Annotated in this window: 19 protein-coding genes; 11 read left to right on the top strand and 8 right to left on the bottom strand. The window is 35.5% G+C overall.

Annotation, left to right across the window (positions count from 1 at the left end; translation table 11 throughout):
* Positions 1 to 26: 26 nt before the first annotated feature.
* From AC07N0_RS16645 to AC07N0_RS16625, 5 genes are all read left to right on the top strand, one after another.
* A complete protein-coding gene (locus AC07N0_RS16645; RefSeq protein ID WP_494590064.1) occupies positions 27 to 938 on the top strand; it encodes a CPBP family intramembrane glutamic endopeptidase in 912 nt (303 codons plus the stop codon).
* 4 nt (positions 939 to 942) lie between these two features.
* On the top strand, positions 943 to 1,644 hold the full coding sequence (locus AC07N0_RS16640) for a 16S rRNA (uracil(1498)-N(3))-methyltransferase (RefSeq protein ID WP_494590063.1): 702 nt from the start codon (positions 943 to 945) through the stop codon (positions 1,642 to 1,644).
* 18 nt (positions 1,645 to 1,662) lie between these two features.
* Complete coding sequence (locus tag AC07N0_RS16635; RefSeq protein WP_309916720.1) at positions 1,663 to 2,340, top strand: DUF4159 domain-containing protein; 678 nt, start codon at positions 1,663 to 1,665, stop codon at positions 2,338 to 2,340.
* Positions 2,341 to 2,497: 157 nt separating this feature from the next.
* Positions 2,498 to 3,262 (top strand): acyl-CoA desaturase, encoded by a 765-nt coding sequence (locus tag AC07N0_RS16630; RefSeq protein WP_323247482.1) that lies wholly within the window; start codon positions 2,498 to 2,500, stop codon positions 3,260 to 3,262.
* A 432-nt stretch (positions 3,263 to 3,694) separates the two neighbouring features.
* On the top strand, positions 3,695 to 4,297 hold the full coding sequence (locus AC07N0_RS16625) for a hypothetical protein (protein WP_494590062.1): 603 nt from the start codon (positions 3,695 to 3,697) through the stop codon (positions 4,295 to 4,297).
* A gap of 78 nt (positions 4,298 to 4,375) precedes the next feature.
* Here the strand turns inward: AC07N0_RS16625 and AC07N0_RS16620 are convergent, their stop codons facing one another.
* Positions 4,376 to 5,677, bottom strand: coding sequence for a dihydrolipoamide acetyltransferase family protein (locus AC07N0_RS16620; RefSeq protein WP_494590061.1), 1,302 nt, complete (start codon positions 5,675 to 5,677; stop codon positions 4,376 to 4,378).
* The gene (locus tag AC07N0_RS16615) at positions 5,668 to 6,906 is read right to left on the bottom strand and encodes a competence/damage-inducible protein A (protein WP_494590060.1); all 1,239 of its coding nucleotides are present in this window, start codon (positions 6,904 to 6,906) and stop codon (positions 5,668 to 5,670) included. Before AC07N0_RS16615 ends, AC07N0_RS16620 begins: the two co-directional genes overlap by 10 nt.
* A gap of 152 nt (positions 6,907 to 7,058) precedes the next feature.
* On the opposite strand from AC07N0_RS16615, the gene AC07N0_RS16610 reads away from it, so the two are divergent.
* The 3 genes from AC07N0_RS16610 to AC07N0_RS16600 all read left to right on the top strand — a co-directional run bounded on the left by AC07N0_RS16610 (position 7,059) and on the right by AC07N0_RS16600 (position 9,492).
* Entirely contained in the window at positions 7,059 to 7,781 is a 723-nt protein-coding gene (locus tag AC07N0_RS16610) for a DUF4197 domain-containing protein (RefSeq protein WP_492799302.1), read from the top strand.
* A 91-nt stretch (positions 7,782 to 7,872) separates the two neighbouring features.
* Entirely contained in the window at positions 7,873 to 8,223 is a 351-nt protein-coding gene (gldC, locus tag AC07N0_RS16605; RefSeq protein WP_309916701.1) for a gliding motility protein GldC, read from the top strand.
* A 240-nt stretch (positions 8,224 to 8,463) separates the two neighbouring features.
* A complete protein-coding gene (locus AC07N0_RS16600) occupies positions 8,464 to 9,492 on the top strand; it encodes a DUF255 domain-containing protein (RefSeq protein WP_492799303.1) in 1,029 nt (342 codons plus the stop codon).
* Positions 9,493 to 9,570: 78 nt separating this feature from the next.
* Here the strand turns inward: AC07N0_RS16600 and AC07N0_RS16595 are convergent, their stop codons facing one another.
* Entirely contained in the window at positions 9,571 to 10,281 is a 711-nt protein-coding gene (locus AC07N0_RS16595) for a hypothetical protein (RefSeq protein ID WP_492799304.1), read from the bottom strand.
* Positions 10,282 to 10,647: 366 nt separating this feature from the next.
* On the opposite strand from AC07N0_RS16595, the gene AC07N0_RS16590 reads away from it, so the two are divergent.
* Positions 10,648 to 11,301 carry a PAS domain-containing protein gene (locus tag AC07N0_RS16590; RefSeq protein WP_494590059.1) on the top strand — a complete coding sequence of 218 codons (654 nt, stop codon included), beginning with the start codon at positions 10,648 to 10,650 and terminating at the stop codon, positions 11,299 to 11,301.
* A 79-nt stretch (positions 11,302 to 11,380) separates the two neighbouring features.
* Here AC07N0_RS16590 and AC07N0_RS16585 read toward each other — a convergent pair whose 3' ends face one another.
* The 3 genes from AC07N0_RS16585 to AC07N0_RS16575 form a co-directional block, all read right to left on the bottom strand.
* A complete protein-coding gene (locus tag AC07N0_RS16585; RefSeq protein WP_494590058.1) occupies positions 11,381 to 14,008 on the bottom strand; it encodes a glycoside hydrolase family 2 protein in 2,628 nt (875 codons plus the stop codon).
* Between the two features lie 381 nt (positions 14,009 to 14,389).
* Positions 14,390 to 15,511, bottom strand: coding sequence for an FAD-dependent oxidoreductase (locus AC07N0_RS16580; protein WP_494590057.1), 1,122 nt, complete (start codon positions 15,509 to 15,511; stop codon positions 14,390 to 14,392).
* 51 nt (positions 15,512 to 15,562) lie between these two features.
* Positions 15,563 to 16,390: a helix-turn-helix domain-containing protein gene (locus AC07N0_RS16575; protein ID WP_494590056.1), complete on the bottom strand. Its 828-nt coding sequence runs from the start codon at positions 16,388 to 16,390 to the stop codon at positions 15,563 to 15,565.
* Positions 16,391 to 16,665: 275 nt separating this feature from the next.
* Between AC07N0_RS16575 and AC07N0_RS16570 the strand changes: the two genes are divergently transcribed.
* Entirely contained in the window at positions 16,666 to 19,167 is a 2,502-nt protein-coding gene (locus tag AC07N0_RS16570) for a PIG-L family deacetylase (RefSeq protein WP_494590055.1), read from the top strand.
* Positions 19,168 to 19,250: 83 nt separating this feature from the next.
* The gene (locus tag AC07N0_RS16565; RefSeq protein WP_492799310.1) at positions 19,251 to 19,682 is read left to right on the top strand and encodes a CHRD domain-containing protein; all 432 of its coding nucleotides are present in this window, start codon (positions 19,251 to 19,253) and stop codon (positions 19,680 to 19,682) included.
* Between the two features lie 280 nt (positions 19,683 to 19,962).
* On the opposite strand, the gene AC07N0_RS16560 is transcribed toward AC07N0_RS16565, so the two are convergent.
* A complete protein-coding gene (locus tag AC07N0_RS16560; protein ID WP_494590054.1) occupies positions 19,963 to 22,593 on the bottom strand; it encodes a DUF5686 and carboxypeptidase regulatory-like domain-containing protein in 2,631 nt (876 codons plus the stop codon).
* Between the two features lie 174 nt (positions 22,594 to 22,767).
* A complete protein-coding gene (locus tag AC07N0_RS16555) occupies positions 22,768 to 23,574 on the bottom strand; it encodes an alpha/beta hydrolase (protein WP_494590053.1) in 807 nt (268 codons plus the stop codon).
* Positions 23,575 to 23,788: the final 214 nt, after the last annotated feature.

Here is a 23,788-nt window from a genome sequence, read left to right as displayed (position 1 = left end):
ATCGCTCAATTACTTAACAAATATACATGTTTAACGCTGTACCCATTTGGTTGAAGGCACTGATTAATGTTGCTGGGTTTCTTTTGTTTTTTATTTTCTTTGCTGGACTTGGTAGAATTTTATTTGCCTACTTATTAGCAAATATTTATGGGATTAGTTTAAATCAACTGTATGAATTGAGTAGTCAGCCTAAGCATCATGATAAACTATTGTTGCAGGAATTAGGCGGAGTAGTCGTTGAAATATTAGCAGTCTGGCTTTTTCCAGTACTCTTAGGAAATAAACTTACCTTTAAGCAGTTCGGTCTCGACTGGAGAGGAAAAACAAAAGATTTTGCCAGTGGATGTTTGTTAGGCATTATTTTAATTACTGCGGGATTTATAATCATGAAAATTATGGGATTTGTTCAAGTAGTTAAGCTTGAGTTTCATCCCATAATCTTCATGTCATACATCATCTTTTTTGTATGTGTTGCCATTTCAGAGGAACTCATGGCTCGTGGGTATGTACTAAGTACCTTAATGAAAGGCATGAATAAATATGTGGCCCTCAGCACGTCTGCATTAATCTTTTCAGGGTTACATCTGATGAACAATCATATTGCCCTCGTTCCGCTATTCAATCTGGTTTTGGCGGGTTATTTACTCGGTATATATTTCATCTTTCACAAAAACTTGATGTTTCCTATCGGGCTACATTTTACTTGGAATTTCTTTCAAGGAGCCGTTTTTGGCTTTGAAGTGTCAGGACATAATATACAAGGCGTTATCACCCAAAATGTAATGGGTAATATCCTATGGACTGGTGGAGAATTTGGCTTTGAAGGCTCAATAATCGCTGTTCCAGTAGTAATGGCTGGTATCTTATTTATTTACTTTTGTTATAGCAAAAAATCTTCTTTGGAAAAAGAATCACTTTCTAAGCTTCAGGAAGACTAATTACATGAATATATTTTACGAACCCAATATCAAGCAAACCCATTTATTGAACGAAGAGGAGTCTCGTCATGCTATCAGAGTTTTACGCCTTACGGTGGGAAGTAAAATCTATGTAGTGGATGGCAACGGAGGATTCTATAGTTGTGATATAAAAGTGGCACATGAAAAAAAATGTGAAGTACGGATTTTGGAAGAGCAACAAAATTACGAGCGTCAGGATTTTTACATTCATTTGATAATTGCCCCTACCAAAAATATGGATAGGATAGAGTGGATGGTAGAAAAATGTGTAGAAATGGGGATTCATGAAATTTCTTTCATTCAAAGTCGTTATTCTGAACGGAAGGAAATTAAGATAGCAAGGGTTGAAAAAATAGCTATTGGAGCAATGAAACAATCGCTCAAAGCATTTCTACCTAAGATTAATGAGATGATTAGCTGGAAAGCGTTTTTACAAAAAGAGATTGCTGAAGACCAAAAAATGATTGCTCACTTAGAAGAAGGGGATAGAAAATTAATTCAGGAGTTAGCAACTAAAAAAGGGAATTATGCCGTAATGATAGGGCCAGAAGGCGACTTTACTCCCGAAGAAATACAACAAGCCTTAGGTAAAGGATTTAAGCCCGTTACGCTAGGTAAGAGCAGGTTAAGAACCGAAACGGCTGGATTGGCAGCCTGTTTTGCTTTAAATTTAATTAATCAATAGTAAACCAAGCAAACAAAAATGAAGAATACCGCTAAAAGCATTGCCTATATTTTGCTGTTGACTTTTTTGTTGGTTGTTAATCATCAAAGCTTTGCTCAGTATTCGTTCAAAATTGCTAAAATGAAATATGGGGGCGGGGGCGACTGGTATTGTAACAAAACGTCTTTGTCAAACCTTATTAAATTTTGCAATAGTAATCTTAGAACCAACATTGCTCCAGAAGAGGATATCGTAGAGCCATCAAGCCCTGAATTGTTTACTTATCCATTTGTGCATTTAACAGGACATGGTAATGTGGTTTTTAGCGAAGCTGATGTAATAAACCTTAGGAAGTATTTAGTAGGCGGAGGTTTTTTACACATTGATGACAACTATGGTTTGGATAAATTCATTAGAAGAGAAATGAAAAAGGTTTTTCCAGAACTAAGTTTTGTTGAATTGCCATTTAACCATCCTATTTATAGCCAGAAATTCAAATTCCCGAATGGTTTACCCAAAATACACGAACATGATAATAAACCTCCACAAGGATTCGGCTTGATTTATGAGGGAAGATTGGTCTGTTATTATACGTACGAGTGCGATTTGGGCAATGGCTGGGAAGACCAAAGTGTGTATAACGACCCCGAAGGTATCAGGATGAAAGCCTTGCAAATGGGGGCAAATCTCCTTTCATACTCGCTAACATCGTTTTAAACCTTGCAAATGTCAGAATATGAAAATATTTAAACCTTTTCACCAAACATTCGGTAACTTTGTTGAAGGTTTAGTGTTATTCTTTTAATGAGAAATAACTAAGGACTTTCTTTTTAATGCTCAATCACAGAACAAATTAAAATAACAAAATATAATCATGCAATTGGTATTGCCCGCTTTCATCTTTCATTGGTATTTATCTTTATTTAGTCAAACGTTTTTCTTACATCGTTATTCAGCACATAAGATGTTTACGATGAATAAATTTTGGGAAAAGTTTTTCTATTTCCTTACTTACGTTTCTCAGGGTTCATCTTATTTAAGTCCACGTGCTTACGCAATTTTACACCGTATGCACCATGCTTTTAGCGATACCGAAAAAGACCCACATTCACCGCATTTTTCAGATAATGTATTTGCTATGATGTGGAAGACAAAAGATATTTACAACGCTTTGTTGAATAATCAATCTAAAATTGAGGAGCGTTTTGACCACAACTATCCATTTTCAAAAACGATTGAAAAAGTGGGAGATCACTGGATGTCAAGGATAGGCTGGGGCGTTGCTTACGTATTGATGTACGTAGTAGCCTTTGTTTATTTTGATATGCACTGGGCATTTTTCTTTTTGTTACCAATCCACTTTTTAATGGGACCTGTCCATGGTGCTATCGTAAACTGGTCTGGTCATAAATATGGCTATCAAAACCATGATAATAAGGACAAATCAAGAAATTCATTAGTATTTGATTTCCTAATGATGGGCGAGTTATTCCAGAATAATCACCATAAATTGCCAAATAGTATGAATTTTGCTTCAAAATGGTATGAATTTGACCCTACTTACCCAATGATTAAACTATTAATCTGGCTAAGAATTATCAAACCAAACTTGAGCAAACCAGCTAATGCTGAGTTTTAGGTGATTCGTATTTGTTATTATCCTGTCCTTACTTTTCTTGTCTTGATACAAGAAAAGTAACAAAAGAAAATCAAGAATTCCTAAACTCGCTTCGCTCAAACAGTAGGAATTCAAGGGTCATTAATCAAAAAAAGCGGTCAAAATTAGTTTTTGACCGCTTTTTTTGATTCTAAAATTTGGAATAACTCATGTTTGAATGATTTGGATTAGTAATTATAGTTCGGCTAGAAACGTAATATTAGTAGAAGTATCCTGTTAAATCCTGTCAGCGCCATCGAGGAAAAATATCTCGACTTAATTATGCTATTATTTAAGGGTATGTTTAACTCACATGGTATTAGATAAATTGGATATTTAGAAATATATGCATAGTTTTAGAAACAGGACTAAAACCACCATACAACAAACAATTAAATAACTAAACTTACAAAAATGAAATTTTCTGAGGGCGTACAAAAAGCAATTCCATTTGGCTATCTGTTCCTGATAGTGTTGGGCATATTTAAAGAAGGGGTAATGTTTTATCAAGTTGGGATAAATATTTTAAAATATTCAACCATTACCGACATACTAATAAGTCCGATAGTCGATTTAGCTTCCTTTCCAATTATATTAATTTTATTATTAATGCTTATAGCCTTTTCATATTATTTCCCAGCTTACCTATCAAAAAAAAGGGATAAAGAGTGGGTGAAAAGATTATCGGGATTAAAAGGTAAGGGCGAATTAGAAAATGAAAGACTTGAGAACCATTTTACCAACCTTTTTGTAAAATTTATGGCCTTAACGCTATTTTCATTCTTCGTTGGGATAGGTTGGGGAAAAGGATTGGGCTTATCAAAAAGAATAAAGGAAGACACTCTTGAATATAAAACTACGCTTAATTTTAGCAGTGGTGAAGCAGAACAGGTTTACCTCATAAACTCAAACAGCTTGTATTACTTTTATATGAAAAAAGGTAATAAAAATATAAAAATAGCTCCTATTGGTGCGATAAAGAGCGTTGAACTACCAACTAGTAAGGAGTTTAAATAAGAAAGGAACGTTATGAAAATATTTATCACTAGGGAGGGACTTAAGTCCCTCCCTAGTGATAAATACACAGCAATCTACCTACAATTTTCTATCAATTTCAAAGGCTTCTAAGTAATCAGATACTCTTTTTACAAATTGTCCACCTAATGAACCATCCACAATTCTATGGTCATAAGAATGAGAAATAAACATCTTTTGACGAATACCTAACAAATCACCTTGTGGCGTTTCAATCACAGCAGGCTTTTTCTGGATAGCTCCAAATGCCATAATGGCTACTTGTGGCTGAACAATAATAGGCGTACCCATGATGTTTCCGAAAGTACCAATGTTTGAGAAAGTATAAGTGCCACCCTCTAAATCTTCAGGTTTAAGCTTATTTTCTCTAGCTCTTTTTGTTAAATCATTAATTTTCTTGGTCAGGCCAATTAGATTATAAGAATCGGCATTATGGATAACAGGCACAATTAAATTACCATTAGGCAACGCAACTGCCATTCCTACATTGATATTCTTTTTATAGATAATTCTGTCACCATCTACCGACGCATTAATTTGAGGAAAATCTTTGATGGCCTTAACGATAGCTTCTAACAAAATAGGCGTATAAGTAATGTTTTCGCCATATTGCTTTTTGAAAGAATCTTTGATATTATTTCTCCAGATGGCTACATTCGTCATATCTGTTTCTACAAAAGATGTAACGTGAGGAGCAACCCTTTTAGAATCCACCATTCTTTCAGCAATCATTTTACGCATCCTGTCCATCTGAATAATCTCATCAGTGCCAGATATGAAAACAGGAGAAGCATTTGAAACCACTTTTTCAGGAGCTTTGGCTTGTGGTGTTGCCTTAGATGTTTTACGTTGTTCTAAATAACTAAGAATATCGTGTTTTGTAACTCTTTGGTCTGCACCCGTCCCCACAATAGCATCAAGCTCAGTCTTAGAAATGTTTTCCTCTTTAGAAATACTCAATACCAATGGAGAATAGAACCTTGAGCCATTATTGGATGAAACGACAGCCTCTTGTGTAATTGGGTCAAGATTAATGCCTGTCAATATTTTTATTTCTTCAATTTCTTGTGCCAGTTGCTCCGAAATTACTTCTGCTTTTGCATTGTCTTTAACCTCTTCCTCTTCGGTGTTGATAATACAAATTGGCTTGCCAATTTCAGCGATTTCACCCTCTTGAACCAAAATCTCCATTAAAACGCCTGATTGAGAGCAAGGTACTTCAGTATCAATTTTATCAGTAGCTACTTCCAACAAATACTCATCAGCATCAATTTTTTCGCCTACACTTTTAAGCCACTTCAAAATAGTAGCCTCCATGATACTTTCGCCCATTTTGGGCATAATTACTTCGATTAAAGCCATGTTGTTCTTAATAAATTCAGAATGTTGATTGCTGTAAGATGAATGTTTTGTTCGCGAAACCCACCCAATTGCAATTTTTTTGTGATTGTTTTACTTTCAGTAGCGATGGCAATCCAGATAGTACCTACGGGTTTGTCGGGTGTTCCGCCGTCTGGTCCAGCAATTCCGCTCGTTGCTAATCCAAAAGTTGTATGGCATAATTTGCGAATATTTTCTGACATTTCGATAACTGTTTCCTCTGAAACTGCCCCGAATTGTGCTAAAGTCTCAGGTTTTACGCCCAACTGATTAATTTTAACACTATTGTCATAAGAGAGTATTCCTCCCATAAAATAGGCTGAAGAGCCAGCCACTTTAGTGAATTGATGCCCCAAATATCCACCCGTACAACTTTCTGCTACTGACACGGTCAAACCTTTTTCTTTCAATAAACGCCCAATTGCCTCTTCTAGTTCTTCGTTGCCATAGCCATATACATAACTTTGAATAGTAGGTAGTACTTTCTCAAATTCCTCTTCTACTTGTTTTTCTAGCAAAGCAATGTCTTCTCCAAAGCCCGTCAGACGGAGCTTTACACTGCCCATTGAAGGCAAATAGGCCAGTCTGATGTGCGGAGGCAAGGCATCTTCCCAAGCGTCAATCATTTCGGCTAACAAAGATTCTCCAATACCTACTGTCCGAATTACTTTATGGAAAATAACAGGCGTTTTAAAGTACGCTTGTATTTTTGGTAACAACGACAATGTCATTAACCCTTTCATTTCATAAGGCACCCCTGGCATAGAGATATATACTACACCGTTTTGTTCAAACCACATACCAGGTGCTGTTCCCATGGTATTTTTGATATAGTTAGCATTGGCAGGTAATTCTGCTTGACCAAGGTTTAAGCCTGTTACTTCTCGTCCTCTTTTTCTGAAAAACTCTTGTAAATCAATTAATGCTTCTGGATGTACTTCAAGGGTTGTGTTAAAATATTTACAAAATGTCTTTTTGGTAATATCATCTTTGGTAGGTCCTAAGCCTCCTGTTACAATTACTAAATCTGCTCGTTGGGTGGCTTCATTAAAGATTTGTAAAATAGCCTCCTCTGTGTCACCTATCGAAGATTTCCTAACGGTACGAATGCCTATTTTATCAAGTTCAGCACTAATCCATTGTGTATTAGTATCAGTAATTTGCCCATACAATATCTCGTCACCAATAGTAATTATCTCTGCTCGAATCATTTTTATTTTTACCTTTTAGCTAAAGGCTTAGTCCTAATTGATTATTTTTGTTCAAAATTACACAAATTCAAGTGTTTTGGCGTTTAAATGACGATGACTTTACATAAAAATTTGTCAGTTTTTAATATTGTTAAATCTTGAAATTAAAAAAAATGAAAAGAATATTCTTAGGCCTATCCTTAATGTTTTCAGTGAGTAGCTGTAATTCACAGAATCTTGGAAATATCCTCAAGCAAGCGAATGATGTTTTGAGCAGTACTTCTGGCCCTTTAACCACGGCTGAAATTGGTAAAGGTTTAAAAGAAGCCTTAACCGTAGGTATCAAAAATAGTTCAGCTCAGGCTTCGGCTACAGATGGTTTTCTTGGAAACCAAGCTATTAAACTTTTGTTCCCACCTGAAGCACAAAATGTAGAACAAAAACTTCGTCAGATTGGCTTGGGTGCTCAATGTGATAAGTTTATTACTGCATTGAACAGAGGAGCAGAAAAAGCAGCAGAAAAAGCAGTGCCTATCTTCGTTGATGCCATCACACAAATGACGATACAAGATGCTGTGAGTATTCTAAAAGGAGACAAAGATGCGGCTACCAATTATTTAAAAAGAACTTCTTCGGTAGCATTAACCAATGCGTTTGCTCCTGTGATGGAAGAATCTATTAACTCGACGGGTGCGACAAAATTATACGGAGAAATTGCTACAACGTACAATAAAATTCCATTTGCGAAAAAAGTTAACCCAGATTTGAAACAATATGCAACTCAAAAAGCAATTGATGGGTTATTCCTTTTAGTTGCTCAAGAAGAACTCAAAATCAGAGAAAATCCTGCTGCTCGTGTAACGGATTTATTGAAAAAAGTCTTTGCAAATCAGTAGTATTAGCTATCAGCGCTGAGTTATGAGCTATTAGTTTTTTGGGCTACTTATTTCAAAAAACCATAATATAAAAAAGTACTAATTATTTATAATGAAACATTCTGAAATTAATTTTAAAGTACAATTAGACGACCAGAGTATTCCTGAACAAATACAATGGTCGGCCACAGACAACCCTAATGAAGGTATTGAAGAAACAAAATCTATTTTTGTAGGTGTTTGGGACCACTACCATAAAGGAACTTTAGCGTTACCACTTTGGACAAAAGACATGGACGTTTTAGAAATGAAACGTTTTTATATTGAAATCATCGGAAGTGTAGGAAATACTTTAGTAGATGCTACAGGTGATGAAAAAATGGCTAGTTTAATTGATAACCTTTGTAGAACACTTACTAAAAATCTGCAAGAAGAAATCAAGGCTGCTGAAAAAGGACAATAATTGATTGTTAATGAGTATTAAGTTCTAATCCTTTCTATTAGCAGGTGACTTAAGTCACCTGCTAATAGAAAGGATTTTGAGAATTATCTTATCAAAAGAATCTTTTTAAAAAGATATTATTTCGTTTTTACATCTTGTTTTATTAAAAATCCAATAACATAAGAACTGAACAATCTTATTCTCTGAAGAGAGTGAGACGTATAATCGGGTCAAAGATTTAGCAATCATCCAATTTTAACCATGAAAAAAATATTAATGCTCGCTGTTTCCATACTGCTAAGCAATTTATCTTTCGCTCAGAAAGGAACAGCTTTTTTACAGGGAGGTAATCTTAAAACAGTTTTTGATTTAGCCAAAGCCCAAAACAAACCTGTACACTTAGAAGTATATGCACCTACCTGTCATGTTTGTAACGCTTTCAAACCTACTTTTGAAAATGCACAAGTAGGGAATATCTTCAACCAAAACTTTGTAAATTATAAGTTGGATATTACTTCGCCAGAAGGAGCGGCATTTTTGAATAAACAAGGCATTTGGATTCCCTCTACGCCCACACTTTTGTTTTTTGATAAAGACGTAAAGCTACAGCACATTACAGTATTAGGCGAGAATTATAATACTCCTCAAGCATTGATTGAAGCTGCTACGAAGGCAATTGACCCTAAGCAACGTACTAGTAATTATAAAACAAGTTACCGTTCAGGCAATCGTGATGCCAATTTCTTGATTGAATATGGATTTATGACCAGAATTATGCGGGATACGGTGGATAACATCAATGCGATGAATAATTATGCGAAAATCATCCCAGCGTCGCAATACAGCAATAATACCAGCTTTTTATTGTTGCAAAAAGTAATCATGGATGACGACAATGATATTTTTGAATACATGATTAACCATTTAGGCGAATTCAATGCCAAATATGATAAAACCCTAGTAAAACAAACTGCTGAAAACATCATTATGTATTCCTTATACAGTAGTCGCGGAATGCGTTATTCTGTTGCCAAAATCAATCAGGTAAGAGCCAACCTTGCTAAATTAGGCGTGGATAAAAAATCAATTAATGGAAGAGTTTGGAGAGAAGAATCAACGGCCTACTTCCGAGAAGGACAAGTGCCTAAAGCCCTTGCCGTATTAGATAGCTTGGTAGATGCAAAGACAGATAAAAAATCATATAAATTCTTAAGCGACTGGATTAAAGCCAGAAGTGCTGACAAAACAGCTTTAGCCAAAGCAGCCATTTGGGATGCTAAAAGCAAATAATTTTAGAGAAAAATCAATAAAAAAAGCGTCTTGAAACTTAATTTCAAGACGCTTTTTTTGTGTAACAATACATTAGTCCTAAAATAACTGATAGGTTAGCCCAAAACGTACAAACCTTGCAACACATTCGGTAGAGCCACCAACGTAACCAGCCTTATAACTTAAAAAACCATAAGAATAACCTGCATAAATACCCATTTTATTATAATTGGCTGAAACTTGAATTCTTGGTCTAACATCTGTACTAATGGTTTTTCTATCAACATCTGTTGTAAATACTGTTCCGTCAACGGCTGTTGCTTTTCCGCTTTCTTGCATCTTTAAATTTGCTCCAATATCAAAACCACCCGTTAAATCAATAGCTACTTTATTGGTATTAAAGCGATGTCCGAGAGAGGGAAAGATATTGATAAAGTCTGAACTTAAAATCGTTTTACCCGTAGCTTCTAGTTGATAAGTTGAATTTCCTGTATAACCATTGACGGTATTGATGATCACTTTACTTCTTAGGCTTTCATAGCCAAGGTCGAGCCCAAGAATAAAATTCCTTTTAGTGATTCTCTTTAAATTCCCTGAAAAACCATAAGAAATAGCTGACTTAGCACCAAATGGATTGTTGGTATGCCCACTTTGATTGTCATCATTGTAACTTATATATGAAACAGCATTGGCAGCTTTGCCAGAGAAAGAAAAAAGACCAGAATTTAATGCAAAATGTAGTTCTGTTTTCTGTGCAAAAGCACTTGTGAAAGCAATACATGTAAAAAAGGAGAGTAGATACTTTTTCATAAGATGGTTTAGTATTTTGAAAGATTAGCAACTGAGCTTTTAACGGCACAAAAGAAATAAAATTGAGAGATTAATCAAAGTTAAATGATTTGTGAAAAGTCAATATTTCGGTTTGAGTAGCTGTAACCCTTGCGGTTACCGTTTTAACTTACTTGACACGAGAATATTCGTTGGGCTTATGATTTATTTTATAGTTATTTCGACTGGAAGTCTTTTAATAGTCATCACTCGCATGGATGCGGGCGATTGTATTTGCGACATCTTGCCATTTTTTCTTGAAAAAGTCTTATGTTAGGTATTTTTTTTACTAAGTTTATGCCATAAAACAATCAAGCATTAAGAATATACGATTTGTTGTAAAATAGAATGGCACAAAATTATACTTTTAAAGATAAGTCGAAGCTTGAATTATTAAGGTTTCTGGAGGCTTATCAGATGGCGATAAATGAAAGTGTTATTTGCTCCGTAACTGATATAAACGGAATAATTATTTATGTTAATAATAAGTTTTGCGAGGCAAGTAAATACTTAGAAGAAGAATTAATAGGACAAAATCACCGCCTTTTAAAGGCTGATTATCATTCTTCTGTTTTTTTTAGAAAGATGTGGGAAACGATTTCGAGTGGTGAAATGTGGCGTAGCGAAGTAAAAAGTAGGGCTAAAGATGGCTCTTATTTTTGGCAAGATAGCATTATCCTTCCCGTATTTGATGAAAATCATGCCATTATTCAATACTTTTCCATTAGGATTCCTATCGATGAACGCAAAAAAGCAGAGGAGGAAAAGGAGCAACGTATTAAAGATTTAGAAGAGGTGCTTTTTAAGATTTCGCACGAGGTACGTCATCCTGTTACGTTGATGTTGGGTATCTGTAATATGTTTGATGAAGCGATGCTGTCACAGGAAGATATAGGCTCTTTTATCAATGCCATTAAACATGCTGCCGAAAAATTAGATGTTTATACCAGAGAAATAACGGAAGTTGTCAGCAAACTGAGAGATAAGGAAGATGGGCTTTAGGGATAGTTTAATGTTTATGAGTTTAAAGTTTAGGGTTTATGAGTTTTAAATCTACTTTAAACTCATAAACCCTAAACTATTATTGGATATTGAAATACTTTAAAGCATAATTCCAGCCTTCAATAGATACTTGTGGTTTTGTTTGAGTGGGAATATTGTCGATAATAATGGTTTTTTCAGCTCCTGGAGCAATAGAAACGTAGTTATCATTATAGAATACAGGTAAAATACGTTCTTTCGTTTTTTCATCTACTACGGAAACCCTATTAAAGAAAGCAACAGGATTATTCGCAGGGTTGGTCAAGGTTACTTGTACTTTACCTGTTCCGATACTCTTTAGAGCTACTTTTAGATTTTCTACCGATTTCATTTTTTGCAAACCCGAATACATACCCTTGCTGTTAGGGTACCAGTACATATTATCGCTTACAATTTGTTTGTTTTCATCTAATAATTGTAATGATAGAAACGAACCTTCTTCCGCACCAATTTCTTCTAAAACCTTTTTGACAGAAAGAATTTTCTTGACAGAACTTGCTTCAATATAAGTAAACACCTGAGTGATTTCTTTTACTTTGCCATTGATGTCGTATGCTTTAGCGACCAACATCAAGTTTCTACGAGGCTTAAAGTCGTTATTAACCATCATTAACATACCATCTACAGGATTTGCCATAATGTGTACCAACTCGCTACCACTTTTTAAGCCATACAAACAAGCATTAGGGTCTAGGTAATAATCATACATTTGTCCACGCATGGCTGTCCACGGATTTTGAGTTTTCCAGATAATCACCCCAGTGTACCATTCCCAAATGTGTGAAGAAAACCCCTCAATCAAACCACGGTATTGGTCATAATTCACTAATTGGGCTTTCAATCCAAAATCTTTGATGTCTTTTGGCTTTCCGTAAGGGTCTATAAATTGATTATAACCTACGCCCGTATAAGTATGGTATGTCCAGACAGAATCAGGCTTTTGGTTGCTATCATGATATGGAACATTTAAGTTCTCTTTCGGAATAAAACGTTTTAATGATTCATAATCTCCCGTACCTACCGAACCAACTTCTGAATTAAAAGGAAAAGTACGTTGATTCCAGAATACATCTAGCGGTTGAATGCCATAAGGTCCATCGCCGTTTCCACCCAATGAATTAAAGGACATTTCGTCAGAGTTTGAATAATCAATAAACCAACGAGTACCGTCTAATTTTGGCAAGATTTCATCTCTTAAAGGGACTAAAATGTCTTCTGGAGGGGTGATTTCGTTACCTCCACACCAGATGGCTAAAGAAGGATGGTTTCTTACCATTTTAATCATATCAGCTGCTGATGATAAAAATAGCTGATGATTATCAGGATAATTTCTTCGTGTCCACTGGTCTTCTTTTTTCATAGGGTCAACCCAACGACCGTTACAATCGCCTGACATCCAGAAATCTTGGAATACTAATAAACCGTAGCGGTCGCAAGCTTCGTAAAATTCTGGACGTTCTACCAATGCTCCTCCCCAAATACGAATAAGGTTCAGGTTCATATCACGGTGAAAACGGATTTCAGCATCATATCGCTCGTCTGAGAAACGCAACATAGCATCCGAAATAATCCAATTACCCCCTTTGATAAATACTTTTTGTCCATTGACATAAATCTGGCGACTTGCTGTTAAGGCATTCCAATCTGTTTGTATTTCGCGTACCCCAACTTTTACAGCCTCTTGGTCAGAAACTTGTCCGTTTACGATAAATTCAAATTTTGTATCATACAATTCTTGCTTACCATAACCCGCTGGCCACCATAAACGAGGATTTTTTAAACTATAATTATCAAGGTTAACAGTGGTAATGCTGTTAGGGGCAAGGCTAACTTTTTTTGAAACTTTATTGCCATCGATGGTATATACCAATGTTCCTTCAACTTTTACAGCAGAAGTGTTCTCTAAGTCAGCAGAAGCTTTGATAATGGCTGGTTTTTGTAGAGCATCGGGCAATCTTTTTTCTGGAACGAGCGTAATTACATGAGGGTCTTTCAAGTTTACTTTACCCGTTTTTTCAATATATACTTTATCCCAAATACCCGTATTTCTATCACGAATCGGACGAATCCAGTCCCACCCAGCCGTATATTGTAGCGAAACGTTTTTGGCAATAGTGCCATCGCCACCTTGTCCGCCATTAGCATTGCCAACAGTATAAGGTGGATATACAATGACGGCTAAACGATTGTTGCCATCTTTAGCCAAAAGCTTAGTGATATTAAAAGATTGACGCAGAAACATTCCCTCAAATACTTTCTCGTTTACTTTTTTGCCATTCAAAAAAACATCACAGGCATAATTGATTCCTCTGAATTTCAACCAAACTTCAGACCCATTAGTTGGCGAAACTTCTTTAAAGTCTTTAGCAAACCAATAAGTATAATAGTCTCTGCCAGTATTATAAATGTCTGGTATTTTCTCATTGTTCAATCCATAAAAAGGATCAGGAATTTCTTTGTTTGCCAACATACTTGTTAGCACTGTTCCCGGAACAACGGCAGGTTTCCAAGCCGAAAGCAAAAAATGAGGAGATGAAATCACCTCCCCATTTTCTTTCACGCTTTTGATGGGTGCACATTTCCAAGCACCGTTCAGCTCATATTGATTTTGAGCTTGTGAGTGAGTGGCCAATAGCAACATCAAAAACACATGAATTTGTTTCAACATTAATTTAAAAAAATTGGACATAGTAGGGATTAAAATTATTAATATTTTTAGAAGTACACAGTAGACTAGCATAAAGCAACGTGCTAATCCTCATTTTAAATGATTGGCTAAATTTAATACATAATTTCTGTCATAATTATACTTATTTGTAAGTTTTAAGTTAAAAATGAGCAATTACACTTAAATAAAAAAGTAAAATCGGAAATATATGTTATTTTTTAATTTATCATATACTGAATTTACAAGTGATATTTCCCTAAAATGGTATTAAATAACCTTTCTGAAAATTGTATATTTTAATGAAAATATTATTTCTTTCTACTAGAATCCCTTTAAGTTGTATTCTTGATAAATGTTCAATCAAGAATACTATTGACTAGCTTAATGGCTAAATCTTTTTTGGAAAGAAAAGTCGGATTGATGCATTGCTATTTCATTATTACTAGTTTCAAGTTGTGCTTCTTGGGCATAAACCAACATTTTTTGCTCATAATCGCTGATAGCCGTTTCGATGGTTTCAAATTTTCCGTTGGTCAGGTTATCAGCTAATATTAATGCATCCATTAGTCCCGTATTCACGCCCTTTCCTGCAAAAGGAGGCATTAAATGGGTGGCATCTCCAATAAGGGTTATAGGCAAAGGACGATTATTAGTCCAAGGTTTATCTAAAGATATTTTTTTGGTTGGTAATCCAACAAAAAATGAAGTTGAGTGGAATAATTTTTTGTAACATTCGTGCCAATCCGAAAACATTATTGAAAGAAACGTAACAATGCTGTCTGTATGTTGAAAGTCTAATCCATTTTCATGAAGCCATTCTTCAGGCTTTCTAAAAGTTACGTTATAGGTCAATGCACCGTTGTTATTAGGGTTGGCAACTAAATTAATGCCTTTGTCTGCAGTCATAAGGATATTATTCTCGCATAATTGGTAAAACTCTGCACATTTTATGGCTGGTTGAATTACTTCGCCTTGTATGATAACAGTACCTGTATATTCAACTTCGGTATCTGTAAGATATTTTCTCACTTTGGACATTCCGCCATTGGCTCCTATAACAACATCTGCGGTGACATTAATATTATTTTCAAAATGTAAAATCCATTTACCATCGTATTCTTCCAGTCTCGTAAATTTCCTATCCCAAACAACGGTATCGCTTGTTAAGCTATTCAATAATATATTTCTTAAATCGTTTCTGTTGATTTCAGGAGTATCATATTGAGGTTTTGCAGTAAACAAGACGTTACCTTGTTCATCCGCTACGGTTCTGCCCATAGGTCTTGCTAGGGCATAATAGCTTTCCAGCAATCCTGCTTTTTGCAAGGCTACTTGCCCCGATTCTTTGTGCAAATCAAGCGTACCGCCCCAAATTCTTGTTTGTGCGTCTTTATCCCTTTCGTAAACAGTTATATCTATTCCTTCTTGTTGGAGTAATTTTGCGATTGTCAGACCAACTGGTCCCGCACCGATAATGGCTACTTTTTTATTTTGTAGTAACATGATTTTGTATTGTTTAAATTAAGCAACGCAAAATTCTACAATACTTTTTCTTTAGGCTTGTACAAAAGCGACAAAATCGTTGCCTAGCAACTGCTGCTCTTTCTTTGCTTTTTTGGCAAATGCTGATGGCGTAGTGCCAGTGTAGCGTTTAAATTCTCTGCTAAGGTGAGATTGGTCGGTATAGCCCAGCTCATAAGCTAAGCCTGCAAGGTTGCAATCTGGATAAAGCCATAGATGATTTCGTACCTGCTCAAAGCGCATCAATCCAGACACATCCTTAACAGTATAGCCAGCAGATTGCTTAAAATTTCTTTCCAAGGTACGAACCGTTGCATGAGCAGCCTCCGCTACTTGGCTTACTGGCATCGTGCCGTTTGTTTCACTCATAGCCAATCCTGCTTTAAACAGCATACTATCAATCGCAATCTGCGACCGAGCATTCAATAAATATTGTTTTATATGAGTAATTGCTTCCTCTATCTTACCATTGTTAATAAACACCTTCAAGGTAGCTTGAAGTTGAGCAATTGGATGTTCAAATATGCGTATTCCGTCTTTACTGGGTGGTAATCCGAGCAAATCGAAAACCGTCCAAGGAAAGCACCTGATGGCAATGATTTCTAAACAATCTTCCGTGTGAAAAACAATAGGTTGATTGAGCAAGCCTATCATAAATGGTGACGGTAAGGGCGGTAAACCTCCATTATGAGCAATGCTACAGGTAGTTCCGAAGTAAAAAATGATTTCAGCGTAGCCATCAGGTACTACCTCAAAACTTGATGGTAGCTCTCCAAATGCTATTTTGTCATACCAAAAGCATTTTATCGTGTCCCGAAGCTCTTCGGGTGGGTCAAATTCTTGATGGTGTGTATTTAGCATATTGGGAAAGTAAGATATACGAAGATGAAGGAAAACAACGATAGATTATTTCAAAAACGTCTTATTTTATGTCTGTAAAAGTAATTTAAATCAGAATTTATACCTAATCCTCAATGGGGGCTGTTATGATATTTTATCTCAATTTTAAAGTTCAATAACGTGTTTGGTGTCATTCAGCGAATTAATTTTATTACTTCTCTGAAATCAATTATTTTCCTGTTTTAGTATTGTTAATGTTTTCAGTTAATTTCACGTAGAACTATAAAATTTCTCAAATGAATATCAAATCGGACAAAACCATTATTCTATTATTAATACTCCTCGGTACCCTGTTCAGCACCCAAGCCCAGCCTATAAAACCCATGCCTGCTGGAGAACTTTTGTTGAATTTGAAAAAACTCAATGTGCTTGGTACAGCGATGTATATTGCAGCTCACCCAGATGATGAAAATACCGTAATGCTTTCGTGGCTAGCCAAAGAACGTAAAGTAAGAACTGCTTATTTATCAATTACACGTGGTGATGGCGGACAAAACTTGATTGGCTCAGAACTTGGCGATTTATTAGGATTGATTCGTACACAAGAACTACTAGCGGCTCGTGCCATTGATGGTCCAGAGCAATATTTTACCCGCGCAAACGATTTTGGGTTTTCTAAAAATACCGAAGAAACCCTACAAATTTGGGGAAAAGATGCTGTATTGGCAGACGTAGTTTGGCGTATTAGAAGCCTTCGTCCGGATGTAATTATTTGCCGTTTTCCGCCTGATGCTCGTGCAGGACATGGCAATCACTCTGCTTCGGCTGCTTTGGCAGAAGAGGCTTTCAAACTGTCGGGCGACCCTACCAAATTTCCTGAACAATTAAAATATGTAAAACCTTGGCAAGCCAAAAGAGTCGTTTGGAATACGTTTAATTTTGGCGCTGTTTCTCAGAAACCATCAGAAGGAACTTTTATACCAGTTGAAATAGGGGGGTATAACCCACTATTAGGAAAAGCATATTCTGAAATTGCAGCAGAAAGTCGTTCTCAACATAAATCACAAGGTTTTGGTGTACCTCGCACACGTGGTTTAAGACCAGAATATTTTGTACATAAGTTTGGAGATTTAGCTCAGAAAGATATTTTTGATGGCGTTGATTTAACGTGGAGCAAAGTAAAAGGAGGAAAAGAAGGAAAAGAAGTAGAAGCTTGGATTAACCTTGCCATCAATAGTTTTAATCCAGAAAATCCTTCTACGATTGTTCCTTCTTTGTTAGAGGCCTACAAAACATTGTTAAAAGTTGACGATGAATATTGGAGGACTCAGAAGAAAAAGGAATTAGAAAACATTATTATTGCTTGTACAGGATTATACTTTGAAGCAAACCCTACTGAATATTCAGCATCGGCAGGTGAAAAAATTAGCGTATGGGCTACTGCTGTAAAGCGTTCAGACTTTGCAGTGACCTTACAGAAAATACGCTTAGTTGGTTTAGGTAAAGACAGCACTTTTAATGTTAGTTTGGGTAATAATGAATTACAACGAATTGCATTCTCGGTAGAAATTCCTAAAAATCAGCCTTTGACACAACCATTTTGGTTAGCAGAAAAGAAAATGGGTAAAGGAATGTATCGTGTAGATGACCAAACACTGATTGGCTTACCCGAAAAGCCAGCAGATTTACAAGCAGAATTTACGTTTTTGATTGATAATCAGCCTTTCACTTTTAGCTCACCTGTTATCTATAAATATACCGACGAGACCCGTGGAGAGTTATATCGTACTTTCGAGATTCGCCCAGAAGTAACGGCTAATATTTCAGATAAAGTATATGTTTTTGCCAATGACCAAGCTAAAGAGGTAGAAGTAACATTGAAATCAGGTAAAAACAAAACCTCAGGAAGCGTTAGTTTAGCATTGCCAACTGGCTGGAAGTCAAGCCCAACAAGTATTGATTTTAGCTTAGATAATAAATATCAAGAAGCAAAACTTGTGTTTAAAGTGACGCCTTCTAGTACTACTCCCGAAGGCACTGTGAAAGCTATTATCAAAACAGCGAATGGTACTTATGACAGAGGAATCATAACGGTAGCTTATGACCATATTCCACCACAAACACTTTTCCCATTGGCAGAAGCTAAAGTGGTAAAATTAGACATCAAAACAAAAGGTAAAAATATTGGCTATATCGTAGGTGCTGGCGACGATGTGCCGATGGCTTTGCGTCAGATTGGATATAATGTAACGATTTTGACTGAGAAAGAATTAAATGAAGATTTATCCAAATTTGATGCTATTGTAGTAGGAGTAAGGGCTTACAATACGGAAGAACGCATTACTTATTATCAGAAAAAACTGATGGAATACGTAGAAAATGGCGGTAACATGGTGGTGCAGTATCAGGTGAATAGCAACTTACAGAAATTAGAAACGGGTATTGGACCTTATCCGTTTAAATTATCAAGAGATAGAGTAACGGTTGAAGAAGCAGAGGTACGTTTCTTGAAACCTGAAAGTATTTTGTTGAATACACCGAATAAGATTACCGCAAAAGATTTTGATGGCTGGATTCAAGAAAGAGGATTGTATTTCTCAAATGATTGGGATGCAAAGTATGATGCGATTTTGTCATCTAATGACCCGAATGAGCCACCTTCCAACGGAGGATTGTTGTATACAAAATATGGTAAAGGGAATTATATCTTTACAGGATATGCCTTCTTCCGCCAATTGCCCGCGGGAGTTTCAGGGGCTTATAGATTATTCGCCAATTTGATTTCGGCAGGAAAATAATTTTTCCGACGCAACTAATGTAGAGAAAGAGCCGTAAGTGTAAATAAGACGCAAGTCTTCGATTCACTTAAACGAAAATTAACATGAAAAAAACACTCTTTGCTTTCTTAATCTCTACGTTGTTGTTTGCCATTTCTTGTAAAAAAGATGATGAAGTTTCACCAGAAGTGAAATTTAATGTTGCACTAAATGGCTCTGTTGAAGTACCCGCCAATACTTCAACTGCTACTGGTTCTTTTGTTGGAACTTATAACAAAACAACAAAAGTAATTTCATATACTATTAGTTATAATGGTGTTACTCCTACGGCTTGGCATATTCATAAAGGAGCTGTGGGCGTAAGTGGTGGTATTATTTTTGGTTTAGGAACCACTTTTAATACTGCTTACTCTAGCACAACGGCTGCTTTGACAACCGAGCAAGAAACGGATTTGATGGCAGGTAATTATTATGTAAACATTCACAGTGCCTCAAAACCGGGAGGAGAAATCCGTGGACAATTGATTTTACAGTAATTTTAGCTGTAAGCTATAAGCTTTGAGCAATGAGATTTTTGCTTCTTTTAGCATTTAAAAAAGCGGTCAGAAAATTAATTTTCTGACCGCTTTTTTGTGACGTTTACTGAGATGGCATGACTTCAAGTCATGTCATCAGTGTTATTTATATAATACAATCCTAAAAATCATTTCCTATTAGCTGGTGACTTAAGTCACCAGCTAATAGGAAGGGCTAGACTTAAAATTTACTAAAAATAAAAAACCTCATGGCTCAAAGCTTATAGCTCACAGCTAAAAACTACCTATTAAACTTAATCCTCAATACAGTAGCATCATATTTGCCATTCACAAAATTGCCTACTACTTCTAAACCGAACAATTTACCGATGCCAGATAAGCCATAACCGACTTCTACATATTCAAATTGTTGATTAGGCACTTTCAAATAATTGGCAAAAATAGATTCTTTCAATCCATAAATTCTAAGCGGAGTAATTTGAGTTAATAGAAAGTGATTAAAATCATGTTGTGCAAATACTTCTAAATAATTACCCGTAGTACTATGTAAATAATAATCTAAGTTTCTAAAAGCATCAAATCTGAAAGAGCGGAGAATAGTCTGATTACCATTGAAATGGCGGTAATCAATAAAGTAATTCGGTTTTTGTATAAATCCACCGTAATTAGTCAAAACGTGCAAATTTCCCAACTTTTCTAAATCAAAGAATTGCTCATAAGAACCTTGTAGGCGCGAAAACTGACTTTCAGCTAATAATCCATTGGTAGATTTAAGTCTAAAAATAGGATTACCCGTATTGATGGTATATTCACGGTCGTTGAATTTGCGTTTTTTGGCAAAAGGTCTCCAAATGATTTCGCCTTCGGTCAAAAACGTTTTATGTTTATCAAAATCAGTATTGGCTAATTCGGTATTTTCTGGCGTATTTGAACTAAAACTTCTGTCTTTTACATCAATCCAAGGCTTAAAAGTCTCCAAATTTTTTAGGGACATTCTTTCAGCATATTCTAGATTCACCCTAATCGTTACTTTCTCTGATAATCGATTTCTATATTCAACATTAGCATAATCTTTCTGGTAAATTTTCAGATAATTGCGTTCAGCCAACATCGTGTAGATGGTGTTAGCTGGCGTAGAAATAGGTCTGTCGTCATTAAATTGCTGAATGTATCGTCCTGTTCTTACTTCAACCGATTGCTGATTCTTTAAATAATAATACCCAAGGTTCCAGTTAAGGGCTTTTCTTCCTAATGCATACCTTAAATCACCATAAATAGATTCCCTTTTAGTGAGTTTCTCACGAATATCATATCTTAAAGAAGCCTTTAAAAAATATCCATCTACAGTATTCACAAAATCTAACGAAGGAATTTGATCTAAAGGAGACGTATAGCTAAGAGATTTATTAAAGAAACCGAACAAATCATCTCTTTTTCCATAGTTATACGTTTTGCCGAAAATCAAATGTGAAAACTTAAAGGCAGGCAAATTCCTGATGGAATCTTTCTGGTATTGCTGTTCATTCGTTTTAGCGATACTATCAGCTTGGGCATAACCTTTTATCTCCAAATCTGTCAATGGCACTTGTCTTTCATCATTCCAGAAATCAGCACTACGTTTACTGTGGAGGCTATCAATTTCAATATTATACGACCGTACCAAATCTACATCTTCCCCTTTTTTCTTTCTCTCTTTCTTGTCTTCTTTTTCAGCTTCTTTCAAAAACTTGTTGAGCTGCTTACGCGTAACCTGTTTCTGATTAAGGGCTATTTTACTATTTACTTTCTCACTTTTCAATTCTTTTGCCTCTGCTTTATCAATTTTCTCATCGATTACCACAGGTCGTTGATGATACTTTTCATTGACAGCAACGGTGTAGTTTCTAACGTTGGTAACATAATTAAAGAACCCTTTGAAACCAAAAGCATCGAAATCAGAACGGAAAGTATAATTGATTGGCAACCAGATTTCTTTGTTAGGAGCAAAAATCATTTTAATCCTGTTTGAAATATTATCACTACTAAAGTGCAAATCCAGACTATGGATATACCAAGTATCTTCTATGATGTTGATAATACCATCAAATACATTATCATTTTTTGATTTAGGTATCACGCGTATTTTGTTTACCGTCTGCCCATTTTCGGTAAAAAAACCTTCATACTTAAATTTATAATAAGCCAAAGCTGTGGGTGACAATGGAGATACCATATCGCCAAACGGCTTAGGATTATAAAAGTTAGTGCGTGACACAGGAATAAAGTTTGTTCCTTGGCTTTGTAATTGTTTGGGCAGGTTGTTGCGTGTTGAAACTACTTTTTCTTTTACGGCAGATGGCTGTTTAAAAACAACATCATTGATAGATTCTAAGACATATACTTGTCCGATTTTTAATCCAGATTCCTTTTCAATTTTTTTACCTGCCAACATCTTTATCAAACCCGAAACCTCGCTTACTTGTCCAGTACCTTTCACATAGGTTCTGGCAGAATATTCATTGAGTTCTAAGATTTTGAAGCGAGCCATCGAAATAGCCTTGCGCATGATAGTATAGGCGGGGTCTTCACTTTTGGCAGAAAACTCTACTTCTTTCAAGCTGATTGCTTGCTCTTCCAATACTATTTGAAGGGGTAAATAATCATTGTTAACGAGAACCTGTTTTTCTAAGGTTTTATGTCCTAAATATTGAAAGATGATGGTATAGCTCCCAGGTTCTAAGGAAAGTTCGTATTTACCATCTTCGTTAGCCATCGTTCCTTTTGGGCTACCTTTTACGATGATAGAGGCAAAAGAAAGGTATTCGCCGTGCGTATTTTTAATAGTTCCTTTTATTCCACCAGCAAATGTTGAAAAGCCAAAACAAATAGTGATAATAGTAGTAATAAGGATTTTGTTGATAAATGAATTCATAATAACTCAGTTTAAAGATTAATAGCTTTAATGTGATTAATAAAATACAGATGCAAGTTAAACGAAAAGGTTGCCTATATTAGACAACCTTTTGTTAAAAAACCCTAAATGTGATAGCTAGTAAAGTTTTGGGATAATTGGTAAACAAGAAAAAGAGTTAGTAAAATAAAAAAATTATTGCCCAAAAGCCCATGTAAGGAACTCGGGCATTACTTTGCTCCAAGTTTGTTGATTATGTTCTCCGCCTTCTACTTGTCTGTAAACGATGTCTTTATTCTTTTGATAACCATGTTTTTCTAATTCCTTCATCAAGTCGAGGGTATCATCAATGGCATCAATAATGCCATTATGGTTTCTATCAGAGGTTTCATCGTTGGTGCCTGCCTCAAACCAGAATTGTTGGTTTTTGTGATATTCCCCTTTTCTGACGATGTTGTGCATTATCCTATCATTTTCATCCGTATAGCCGTCTTCTTCAGCTTTTTGTCGCCACCATAATGCCCCAGAGAAAACACCCACTTTAGCAAATACCTTAGGATGATTCCAAGCAATGTCCATTGCGGATAATCCTCCTAAAGAAAAACCTGCCATTACTCTATTTTTTGATGATAATGAATAAGAATTTTCTAAAAATGGTAACAATTCTTTCAAAACAAAGTTAGCATGATGATGAGCCTTGTTTCCTCTGTTTTTATAGTCAGCTTGCGATGCCGTTCCGTATTCTTGTAAGCGTTCGTTATTGGCGTGAATACCTACGCACAAAATAGGAGATATTTTGTTGTCATCCATCAAGGACGAAATCCATTGTTTGATTTTCAAAGACTCAAAGTCTTGACCATCATTAAAAATAATCAAGTTGAGTGAATTATTTTTTTTTGGATATATTAAAGTGATATGAACAGTTCTATTTAGGTAGGCTGAATAAATATTATCCTCAATTTGAAGGATTTCTGAGGAAGAATTTTGTGAATATATAGTCATACGTGAATTAGCAATTTTTGGATTATTCCCGAAAATAAACAAATTGTTAAATATTTCACAGATAAATTATTCCAATGTTTTGTTTTGAAAGTTAAAAACAGTTTCTATTTTAGAGTAAAGATTCTATGTAAAACAGAAATCTGAGTAAAACACCTACTTTTATCCGAAAGTATTGTCAAGTGGTAATTTTATCGTAATTTAAATAGTCTAAATC

The sequence above is a fragment of the Arcicella sp. GW821-FHT09D11 genome, assembly GCF_059416265.1.
This window is presented reverse-complemented; position numbering and strand designations above follow the sequence as displayed.